The organism is Lactobacillus sp. ESL0263 (assembly GCF_003692845.1).
GTDB classification, from domain to species: domain Bacteria; phylum Bacillota; class Bacilli; order Lactobacillales; family Lactobacillaceae; genus Lactobacillus; species Lactobacillus apis.
Window position 1 is genome coordinate 45,702 of record NZ_REHL01000004.1, and the last position, 11,571, is coordinate 57,272.

The window sequence follows — 11,571 nt, forward strand, 5'->3', positions numbered from 1 at the left end:
TTATGTTATTAGGTTCAGTAGAAGCCGGCGGGACAAAATTTGTTTGTGCTGTTGGCAATGAAAACTATCAAGTAAAAAATTCAATTAGAATAGCTACTACAACTCCGCAAGAAACTCTTCAGCAAGTAACTGCTTTTTTTAAAAAGTATCCTGTAGAAGCGATTGGAATAGCCTCTTTTGGCCCAATTGAAATACGCAAAACGGCTTCTAAATATGGCTACATAACTGACACGCCCAAAAAGGGATGGCAAAATACTGATTTCCTTGGCTTTTTGAAAAAAGACATTGATGTTCCAATGTTTTTTACAACTGATGTAAATGGTTCTGCATATGGTGAATATGTTATGTCATTGCTTTCGAATGAAGACATTGATTCCTTGGTCTACTACACGATTGGTACTGGAGTGGGTGGTGGAGCCATAATTGATGGTCAATTAGTTGGCAGTCAAGGACACCCAGAAATGGGACACGTTTTGTTAAAAAGGCATCCCGATGATGTTGATTTTCTAGGAATATGTCCATTTCATCAGGATTGCTTGGAAGGACTTGTGTCTGGACCAACATTTGAGGCAAGAGTTGGCAAGCCAGGATCAGAAGTACCATTGACTGATTCTGTTTGGAACATATTGAGTTATTACGTGGCCCAAGCAGTTTTACAAGTTACATTGATTTTACGTCCTGATAAAATTGTTTTTGGTGGGGGCGTAGTTAGTGAAGCATTCTTAAAGAAAGTCAGATCTGATTTTGCTAAGATGCTGAATAGTTATGTCAAAGTCCCAAATTTAGACCAGTACATTGTTATGCCAGCTATTGCTAATAATGGCTCAGCTACAGTCGGCGACTTTGCGTTAGCTAAAAATTTATTAAAACAATAATCCTAAAAAGAGTGCACATGTATTAACCAACTTGTTAATTGACGTGCACTCTTTTTTAATAATAAAGGAGATAAAAATGACAACTGCTTATTTAGTAAATCATACCCACTGGGATCGAGAATGGTATTTTTCGATTATGGATGAGCAAGTTTTAGGAGAGCAATTATTTACAGAAGTTTTAGACGAACTGGAAGCACATCCAACTGCAAATTTTTGCTTGGATGGACAAGTTTCAATTGTTGATGAGTATGTTGCAATTCATCCAGAAGCTAAGGCCAGAATTCAACGTTTAGTGAATGAAGGTAGGCTATTTATTGGCCCTTGGTATACTCAAACTGATGCTCTGGTGCCAACTGCGGAATCAATTATTCGCAATTTAATTATTGGCATTAAGGATACAGAAGGAAACTATGGCAAGCCAATGATGATTGGCTATTTGCCTGACTCATTTGGTTTTAATGCGCAGATGCCGACCTTATTAAAACAAGTTGGTATTGATAATATGGTCTTCTGGCGAGGAATTAACTTTAAAAGACAAGCAGGTTCGACTTATTTTCGCTGGCATGGATTAGGTAACAAAGAAATAGTTGCACTTAATTTTCCATTTGGGTATTTTACAGGTCAAATTACGCCAGAAGCAAAACAAAAGTTAAATGAATTTGTTGAACAAAAATATGATCCAGCAATTAAATTTGAATCTGAGCATGACCAAAATGAAGATGTCTTAATTCCCTCTGGAATTGATCAGATGAATATAGTTAAAAATATTAATCAGACGGTTGAGCAAATTAATAGTATTAGTGAATATCATACCGAAATTTCTACTTATCCTGAATTTGTCGAATTAATTCGTCATAGGTCTGAGAGTCTGCCAGAATATCAAGGAGAATTGCGCCTACCTACATATGCGCGTGTTCATCGGTCAATTGGCTCAGTCAGAAGCAAATTGAAGAGAGAAAATTTTAGATTAGAGCAGAAACTTTTGAAACGAGTGGAGCCGTTATGCGTAATTGGTCACAAGGTAGGAGTTAATATCGGTAATGGTTTGTTGACCAAGGCTTGGAAAAAATTATTAAAGTGTCAACCACATGATTCTCTTGGTGGCAGTGTTTCAGAAAATGTAGCAAAAGATATTTGGCAGAGATATAAAGAAGTTGATGAACTAGTTGACGGGATTGAGAACATGGTTAAGAAAAAAATTGCCCAATACTTAAAATTAACCTCATCGCAATTACTAGTATTTAATACAGATCCACATGAATTTGACGGTTATAAAGAAGTAGATATTGTTGCTTCAACCAAAAAAATCAAAATTAAGGGGATGGAAGATGCAGAAATTGTTTCTAGTAAGTATCACCCTGCAAGAGAGCACATTTTAATGCAAACACCCCATGGAGAGGATTATACTGACGAACCTAGTTATTATGAATTAAGAGTCAGAGGTAAGGTTCAATTACCAGCCTTGGGCTATAAAGTTTTCAAAGTGATAGATAGCAATGAAAAATTACCAGAAATTACTGCGGGGAAATTTGGTAGTTACGGCATTATTTCTAATGGCAAGCAAGCTATTGAATTTAGTGATGGTGAGATTACCTTAATTAATGACGGCACTAAAATCAAAAACTTTGTTTCTTTACTAGATCAGCCCAATGATGGTGATACATATGATTTTTCCCCTTATAAAGACTTTAAAGAACAGGAGCTACCTTTTCAAAGTGTAGGTATTAGTAAAGGCAAGCATGATGTAATGACTCTGAGAGGAAGTGCTAGTTTACCACTGGATTTGGTTGATTATACAGATGAAAATCCTAGATATGGTAAATTATCGTATTCATTGGATATTTGGTTTAATGAGTTGGGACAAGTTGCGGTTAAATTACTGGTTGATAATCAAATTAATTCTCATCGATTAAGAGTTTGTTTTTCACCACAAATAAATACCGATGAAGTCAGAGCAGAGATTCAGGCAGGCTATGTTACAACTAAAAACGAGCCAATTGATTCTGATTGGCAAAAAGAGTTTGTTGAGAAGCCAGTCAATTTATACAATTTTGATAAATCTCTTAACTTAATTGATGCAGATAAACATTTCACTTTTTGGGGATATGGTCAAAAAGAGTATCAATATGAAGACGGAAGCCTTAAAGTTACGCTGATGGCGACAACAGGAGAATTAGGAAAACCTAATTTAAAGTGGCGGCCTGGAAGAGCATCTGGTGACACGACTAGTCAGGGGCATATTATGATGGCAACACCTTCAGCTCAAGAAAAGGGACAAAATAAATTTGTATTTGCATTTAAACTTGATGATGGCAAATTTAGTGAAGAAGAAAATAATCAATTGACAAATAAATGGTTGCAGCCAAATATTTCATACCAGTTACAAGGTCTAAATGTTTTTATCAATCGTTTAGATAACAAGATTTGGGCAACAGAAAGGACTCCTAAGATACCTGAACAGATTGAACTATTGAACTTACCGAAAGAAATAGTGGTTTCAGCGCTATATCCTTCGGTGACAGATTCAAATAGTTATATTCTAAGATTGGAAAATTTGACTAATCAAGTTGTTATACTACCAGACTTTATTAGGGATAAAGGTCAAGTTGTTAACGCACTTGAAGAGCCAAGTGACGAGCAGCAAATTTCTCCATACGATTTAATTTCAATTAAACTTTCAATATAAGATAAAAAGCAAGTAAAAGTGGACCATATAGGTGCCAGGATTACTTGCTTTTTTGGATACATTCTATGTAAAAGAAGGAAATTAAATATTGCTAAATTTAAATTGGGTTATGTCCGTGATGGGACTAGTGTAAACAAAATTTAAACTTATCTGTTTGGTTTTGTTACTTAAACTATGTAGGAGCTTTTGCTGAAAATTGGTTAAGCGCAAATGATTAAGCGCAGTGTTAGCCTGAATATACAGCACCAATTTGCCAGTATATTGTAGCGGATGATCATTTGACTCGAATTTTCGCATAACTAGTCCGATTGCATCGCGAATTGGCCGATATTTTGCAATATTTAATTCGTTATAAATATTATTAAAAAAACTACGATAAAATTGATCTAATTCTTTGTATGTTTCATTAATCAGCTTTTTTTCTTTTGGAGATGAAGCACCGATTAAGTGAACACTCATTACATCACTTCCTTAGTACAGAAATAATTTGTGTTTTAGGCGCAAATTTTTCTTTTAGCTCTTGAGGTAACGGATCATCAGTAATAAGTACATCAATCTGACTCAAGGGGATTGACATAAACGGAGAAGTATTTTGACTGTTGAACTTATAATTCTCTGCGATTACCACAACTTGTTTTGCCCTTGAAGCAGCGACACGAGTTAATTCTGCATCACTCATCTTTGTGAGATAAGCACCATCTTCTTTGACGTTTGATGTGCCAAAAAATGCTGTATTAAAGCTCATTCGCTTTAAAGTATCAATCGATGTGACTGAATAATTAAAGCGATGTTCTTTGTCGATTTTTCCACCTAATAGACGAACATCGGGGAGTCTTGATTGCATCAATTCCAGGGAGTTGTCAATTGAATTTGTCACAATCTGAAGATCCATACCACAAATTAACTCGCATAGCTTTTTCAGCGTAGTTGAAGCACCAATAAAATCGTATTGATTTGGATGAACAAAGCGGAGCGCCATCTGTGCCATTTTCGTTTTAATAGGGGAGTCGATGTGATTCCTGGTAATAAAATTAGGTACGTTGTCGTGACTGTTAGCCAGTAACCCACCGTGAACTCGAATCGCCTGACCTGTGGAAGTTAATCTAAGAACATCTCGCCGGGCTGTATCAAATGAAACATTAAAGTAGTCTGCTAAATCTTTTGTAACTAAGTGATGTTTTTGTTCTAGTAATTTTTTTATTTCACGAATTCGTTCTTCTTGAGTCATAATATTTCTCCTAAAAATAATCTAGCATTTTTTATTTTTTTAAGAATCAAATAGTCAGTATTTCATATTGGATTTTATGCGTTTATTTGTGTTTAACTAAAATTATACTGAAGTTTAAAGTTGAAAAGACTGGTAAATCAATATTTTAAAAAAAGGAATTTACTTAAATGCTTATTTTAAAATTGGAACGAACCAATTTTAAAAATGGTTGATATTGAATACAAAATTGGTATAATAACCGTATAAAGAAAGTTTAAGTAAATAATTTCTAAATAGGAGAAATAATATGGCAGTAGATTATGATTCAAAGGAATTTTTAAAGAGCGTAGATGCCCATTGGCGTGCAGCTAACTATTTGTCAGTTGGTCAACTCTTTTTGATGGATAACCCGCTTTTAAAGCATGACCTTAAAGCAAGTGAAGTTAAGCCTAAACCAATCGGACACTGGGGAACAATTTCACCACAAAACTTTATTTATGCACATTTAAACCGTGTCATTAAGAAGTATGGCTTGGATATGTTTTATATCGAAGGATCCGGTCACGGTGGTCAAGTAATGGTTTCTAACTCATATCTTGACGGTTCATACAGTGAGCTTTACCCTGAGATTCAACAAAATGAAAAAGGAATGGCTAAGTTATTTAAACGCTTTAGTTTTCCTGGTGGTTCTGCTTCTCACGCTGCTCCTGAAACTCCAGGTTCAATGCATGAAGGTGGAGAGCTTGGCTATTCACTTTCACATGGTACCGGTGCAATTTTAGACAATCCTGATGTGATTGCAGCAGTTGAAATCGGTGATGGTGAAGCTGAGACTGGCCCCTTGGCTGCAAGTTGGTTTAGTGATAAGTTCATTAACCCAATCAAAGATGGTGCTGTATTACCAATTTTACAAATCAACGGTTTTAAAATTTCTAACCCAACCATCGTTTCAAGAATGTCAGATGAAGAACTAACCAAATACTTTGAAGGTATGGGTTGGCATCCTTACATTATTTCTGCATATAATGGTGGTGAATTTGACGGCTATAAAGATCACATGCAAGTTCACGAAGAAATGGCAAAATTAATGGATACTGTAATTGAAGAAATTAAAGCCATTCAAAAGAATGCTCGTGAAAATAATGATGAGACTTTGCCACATTGGCCAATGATTATCTTCCGCGTTCCAAAGGGATGGACAGGACCTACAACTGATCTTGACGGTAATCCTATTGAAAACTCATTTAGAGCACACCAAATTCCAATTCCTGTTGCTCAAGATGACATGGAACATAAAGATATGTTGGTTGATTGGCTTGAAAGCTATAAACCAGCAGAATTGTTTGATGAAAATGGTGTACCAACTGAATTGGTAACTGCTGATAATGTTACTGGTGATAGCAGAATGGCAGTCAACCCAATTACAAATGGTGGTGGCGACAAAGCTAAGCGCCTCAACCTTCCAGATTATCGTAAATATGCCTTAGAGTTTGATCAACCTGGTTCAGTTGAAGCAGAAGATATGACTGAATGGGCAAAATATTTGAATGAAATTGCAGAACTTAACCCAGACAATTTCCGTGGTTTTGGACCTGATGAAACTAAATCAAATCGTTTGTTCAAATTTATTGATGAGCAAAAGCGTCAATGGGAAGGTTCAGTTCATACACCAAACGATGAGAACTTGGCACCAAGTGGTCGTTTAATTGATTCTCAATTATCCGAACATCAAGACGAAGGTTGGCTTGAAGGCTACGTTTTATCTGGTCGTCATGGTTTCTTTGCAACTTACGAATCATTTGGACGTGTTGTTGACTCGATGTTAACCCAGCACATGAAGTGGTTAAGAAAAGCCAAGGAACAATATTGGCGTAAGGATTACCCATCTTTGAACTTTGTTGCAACTTCAACTGTTTTCCAACAAGATCACAATGGTTATACTCACCAAGATCCAGGTATCTTAACTCACTTATATGAAAAGAATCGTCCAGATTTGATTCACGAGTACTTACCAGCTGATACGAACTCTTTATTAGCAGTATCTCAAAATGCATTTACTGATCGTGAATGTATCAACGTTTTGGTTACTTCTAAGCAAGAACGTCCACAATGGTTCTCAATCGATGAAGCAACTAAGATTGCTAACCATGGTTTATCATATATTGATTGGGCTTCAACTGATCAAAATGCTAAGCCTGATGTTGTCTTTGCTTCAACTGAAACTGAGCCAACTATGGAGTCTTTAGCTGCTATTGATATTTTGCATAAGAATTTCCCAGAAATGAAAATTCGTTACATTAACGTCATTGATGTAATGAAGTTAATGAATACAACAGATAATCCAGAAGCAATTTCCGACAAAGAATTTGAAGAATTATTCCCTACTGATGTGCCAGTAATTTTTGCATGGCACGGCTACAAGGCAATGATGCAATCAATCTGGTTTGGTCGTAATCGTAGCAATGTTCATATTCACTGCTATGAAGAAGAAGGCGACATTACTACTCCATTTGACATGAGAGTTGTTAATGAACTTGATCGTTTCCATTTAGCAAAGGATGCAGTCTTGAGTATGCCAGAATACGCTGAAAAGAGCGCCGGCTTTGTTGCAGAAATGGATCGCTTATTAGCTAAGCACCACCAATACATTCGTGACAATGGTAAAGATATGCCAGAAGTAACAGAATGGAAATGGACAGGCTTAAAATAAATTAAGTGTACATCTCATTTTACTTATAAATAAAAAACGTGATTCCACCCGGAACCACGTTTTTTGCTTTGAAAATTATTGTTGATCTTTTGGATTGATTCCCCAAAAGAAGGTTAATATTGCTGCCGTAATTAGAGATATTGCGGAACCTAAAATCATAAAGCCAATTGGCTTATACATTAGCATCAAGATTGAGAAAATGTTGTCAATTTGGAATGCTCGAACAACTACGTGAAGTGAGGCATTAATGGCACCACCAATCCCACCTGCAATTGCTGTGATGATCATTAATCTCTTTGAGGGCATAATTAAACCGTACAAAATAGGTTCAGTTACACCGGCAAAAATACCTGTAATTGTAACAGATCCTGATAGTCCCTTGAGTTTGGCATCTTTCTTTTTGAGTAAACTGTATAAAAAGATACCGAGGGAAACACCGATTTGTGCCCAAACGGCTGCAACTGCCACACCACCAATTACATCACCACCGTACATTTTGAGGTTTTGCAATGTGATTGGCACTAGGCCCCAGTGTAAACCAAGTACGGTTAAGAAAGGATAGACCATGCCTAGCAGCAAGCCAGCAACTAATCTGCTTTTACCGAATAACCACATGATAATAGCTGAAATCCATTTACCTACAGTATCACCAAATGGACCAAAGATTAGTACAGTTGCTGGTACCAAGATAATTAAACAAATCATTGAATTCAGGAAAATCTGAATTTGTTGCGGAATAATCTTTTTCAATAAACGATCAAGTAAAATGTAAACTCCAATGATGACGAAAATTGGAAATACTGTGGTGGAATAGTCAATTGCGTCTAATGGCATGCCAAAAAGACTAAGACCGTGCTTTCCGACCAACTGAGTAAAATTTGGTTCTAACAATGCTGCACCCAAAGCCCCACCGACAAATGGGTCTGCTTTAAATTCTTTGGCTAAAGTAATACCGACGAAAATAGGTAGGAAGTAAAAGACTGAGTTGCCAGCTGCAGATAAGACAAGATAGGCTGTACTAGTTTCAGATAACCAATGCAAATTAGCTAAAACTGTTAGAACAGCCTTTACCATTCCCGCCCCGGCCATCACCGAAAGAAGTGGCATAAAGGCTCCGGAAATAGTTTTAGTTATCGACAACTTAGCTTTTTTATCTGTTTTTTCTTCTTTAGAGTTAGCTGTCTTATGATCACTCAGTTTTTTCTGAATGACATCATAATAGTCTGCCACATTAGTACCAATTACGACCTGCTCTTGACCGCCACTTTTAACGACACTTAAAACGCAAGGCAAGGAATTCAATTTGTCTTTATCGACTTTACTATCGTCTTTTAAGTCAAAGCGCAATCTAGTTACACAATGGACCAAATTATTGACGTTATCTGGTCCTCCAACATATTTTAAAATTGCCTCTGATTCACCATTAATATTATTCATACATTCTCCCACTTATAAAAATTAATGAGAATAACTTTTGTATTATCTCATTATATTTTAAAAAATAAGCAATATTATAATTTAACTTTATAGTAATTGTCAATGAACTTAAAAAGAACATTTTAGAAGTATATTGCTATTTATAAATCCTTTAGTATAAAATTAAATTGTTGGTATTTTTTAACAAATTTAAAAAAGGAGGAAACAGTGAATAAACTAGTAAATGTGTTAACTACGACAGATATCCATGGTTTTATTTCTAATGAGGGGCAGCCACCTGCCTTAGCGTTGCAAGGAATAAAGGAAAAATATCCTAACTCGCTATTAATGGATAGTGGGGACTTTTTTGTTGGTAATCCTTTGACCACTTATTTTTGTGATCAAATGCAAGTATCTCCAATGGTAGATTATGCCAATAAGGTCGGATTTGATGTCATGGTACCTGGGAACCATGATTTTGATCATGGACTGAATTATTTAAAGCGTCAGGTTAGCCATTTAAATGCTGACTATGTTTGTTGTAATGTTTTTGATGAAGAGGGAAATTGGATTTTTCCACCTTCTACCATTAAAGAAATTGATGGCATCAAAGTGGGAGTAATTGGTTTACTGACAAGTAGAATGTCAATGATCAGTGACTTTGATGTAACCACTGGAGTAGTCGTTAAGGAAGCATTACCTGAATTACAAAAACAGGTAGCAGCTTTACGCGACCAAGTCGATTTGATTTTAGTCGGCTATCACGGTGGGATTGAACGTGATTTGAGGACACATGATGAAACTAACTATGCAACTGGTGAGGACGAAACTTTTAAATTAGTATCGCAAACACCAGGCATTGATGGTTTTAGCTGTGGTCACCAGCACCGTATCAATCATGGACAAATAGGTGATACCCTTGTTGTTCAAGGCGGATACAGAGGTAATTGTTTTGGTCACATGACGTTTGAATTTAACGATCAAAATGAAATTGTAAAACGTCAAGAAGAAATCGTCTTAACTGAGACTCTGCCAGCCAAAATAGGTAATTTTTATTCTGAAGAAGATTATCAAAATTGGCTTGCAGAAGATTTTGATCTCAGTCATTTAGTAGAGTTTTTAAAACAAAAATTTGCTCGCGAGCATTTAGGAATTTTTATTAGCTTAAAAGGGAAAACTAGGCAGCAAGTAATAGATTCTTTTACCATTCCATATGGTGTTAGAATTTATCGCCTGACTTCGTCAGAATATCAGGTTTTCAGCCAACAAGATTGGGCTCTTAAGCAAGAAAATTATGATTCTAATGCTCACGACTTTTTGGTTCTGACGAATTCTTATGAAGTACCAGAATATCGGTTGACGGACCAATTTGTTGATAATATTTTTGATGAATATTCATACTATTTAACGCAGCGCAATTAGGGAGAAAGTAATGGGAGTAATTGGAATTATTATAGTGTTGGGTCTACTTTATCTGGTAAGTTTTGATCGCAAGCACATCGACTACAAATCACTTATTTATCTTTTTGTAACAGAATTAGTAATCCTGTTTTTGATTTTAAAGACAACAATTGGTAATTGGATCATTAAGGGATTATCCGGTAGTTTAAACATTATCAGTCAGTCTAGTAGTAAGGGTGTAAACTTCGTTTTCGGTGATTTAAAAAATCCTGGTGCTACTTCACAATTTTTCTTAAATGTCTTATTACCATTGATTTTTATTTGTGCACTGATTGAATTGTTGCAGTATTTGCGTATTTTACCTTTTATTATTAAATATGTTGGTAAAGTTCTGAAAAAGCTGTTCCATATTGATGAAATTAATGCGTTTACGATTTTAAGTTATCCTTTTGTAAGTAATGGTGTTTTTGTTCCTTTTAAGGATCAAATGAAAGACATGTCACCAAACCAATTATTTACACTATCAATTTATACTTTATCAAATACTACAGTAACAATGATTGCTTCATATATGCATATTATTAAATCTGAATTTATTATTGTTGCTTTGATACTTAACCTCTTCACTTCGATTATTGTTGCTAAAATAGTTGCACCATACGATATTTCGCAAGTTAATTATGAAATTTCGACTAAGAACACTAATCAAAAGTCATTGATTACGCGGTTGATTGACAGCATGAACCTTGGATTTAAACTGGCAATTAACATTTCAATCTCAATTATTGGTTTTGTTTCGTTAATTACTTTTGTCAACATTATTTTCAAATCAGTTTGTGGTAAAACCTTAACGGCCTTAATTGGTTATGTTTGTGCTCCTGTAGCTTTTATCATGGGAGTAGATCCACATTCAATTGTTAGTGCTGGTACAGTTCTGGCTACCAAAGCATTTACCAATATCTTTGTCGCGATAAACCAAATTAATATGCACGCAGTTCCGCTTAAGACGCAAGCAATCGTTAGTGTTTTCTTGATTTCTTTTGCTAACTTACCAAACTTGGGTACTACCTTAGGTATCATGCATACAATGGTTGACGAAGAGCATGGTGAAGCTATTGCAAGTCATGCATTAAGACTATTTTTGGTGGCAACAGCAGTCAGCATTCTTAATGGGGCATTGGCTGGTCTATTTTATTCATTTTAATTAGCTTTCTCCTTGTTAATCTGAAGATTTTTATTTATAATAAAAACATCATAAGGGAGTAACAGCAATTAC

General features: G+C 35.6%; 8 protein-coding genes. 5 read left to right on the forward strand and 3 right to left on the reverse strand.

Annotated features, from left to right (window positions below; all coding sequences use genetic code 11):
• Positions 1-2 precede the first annotated feature (2 nt).
• Positions 3-875: a fructokinase ScrK gene (scrK, locus tag F5ESL0263_RS02225; RefSeq protein WP_122034502.1), complete on the forward strand. Its 873-nt coding sequence runs from the start codon at positions 3-5 to the stop codon at positions 873-875.
• 76 nt (positions 876-951) lie between these two features.
• Complete coding sequence (locus F5ESL0263_RS02230; RefSeq protein ID WP_122034504.1) at positions 952-3,561, forward strand: glycoside hydrolase family 38 C-terminal domain-containing protein; 2,610 nt, start codon at positions 952-954, stop codon at positions 3,559-3,561.
• An 81-nt stretch (positions 3,562-3,642) separates the two neighbouring features.
• On the opposite strand, the gene F5ESL0263_RS02235 is transcribed toward F5ESL0263_RS02230, so the two are convergent.
• Complete coding sequence (locus tag F5ESL0263_RS02235) at positions 3,643-4,020, reverse strand: bacteriocin immunity protein (protein WP_122034506.1); 378 nt, start codon at positions 4,018-4,020, stop codon at positions 3,643-3,645.
• A 4-nt stretch (positions 4,021-4,024) separates the two neighbouring features.
• A complete protein-coding gene (locus F5ESL0263_RS02240) occupies positions 4,025-4,789 on the reverse strand; it encodes a DeoR/GlpR family DNA-binding transcription regulator (RefSeq protein ID WP_074425679.1) in 765 nt (254 codons plus the stop codon).
• Between the two features lie 286 nt (positions 4,790-5,075).
• On the opposite strand from F5ESL0263_RS02240, the gene F5ESL0263_RS02245 reads away from it, so the two are divergent.
• Positions 5,076-7,478: a phosphoketolase family protein gene (locus F5ESL0263_RS02245; RefSeq protein WP_122034508.1), complete on the forward strand. Its 2,403-nt coding sequence runs from the start codon at positions 5,076-5,078 to the stop codon at positions 7,476-7,478.
• Between the two features lie 75 nt (positions 7,479-7,553).
• Here the strand turns inward: F5ESL0263_RS02245 and F5ESL0263_RS02250 are convergent, their stop codons facing one another.
• Entirely contained in the window at positions 7,554-8,915 is a 1,362-nt protein-coding gene (locus tag F5ESL0263_RS02250; RefSeq protein WP_122034510.1) for a PTS transporter subunit EIIC, read from the reverse strand.
• A gap of 207 nt (positions 8,916-9,122) precedes the next feature.
• Here F5ESL0263_RS02250 and F5ESL0263_RS02255 point away from each other — a divergent pair, with 207 nt between their 5' ends.
• Positions 9,123-10,316: a bifunctional UDP-sugar hydrolase/5'-nucleotidase gene (locus tag F5ESL0263_RS02255; RefSeq protein ID WP_158593014.1), complete on the forward strand. Its 1,194-nt coding sequence runs from the start codon at positions 9,123-9,125 to the stop codon at positions 10,314-10,316.
• A gap of 10 nt (positions 10,317-10,326) precedes the next feature.
• Positions 10,327-11,499, forward strand: coding sequence for a nucleoside transporter C-terminal domain-containing protein (locus tag F5ESL0263_RS02260; protein WP_074425675.1), 1,173 nt, complete (start codon positions 10,327-10,329; stop codon positions 11,497-11,499).
• The last annotated feature ends 72 nt before the right edge of the window (positions 11,500-11,571 follow it).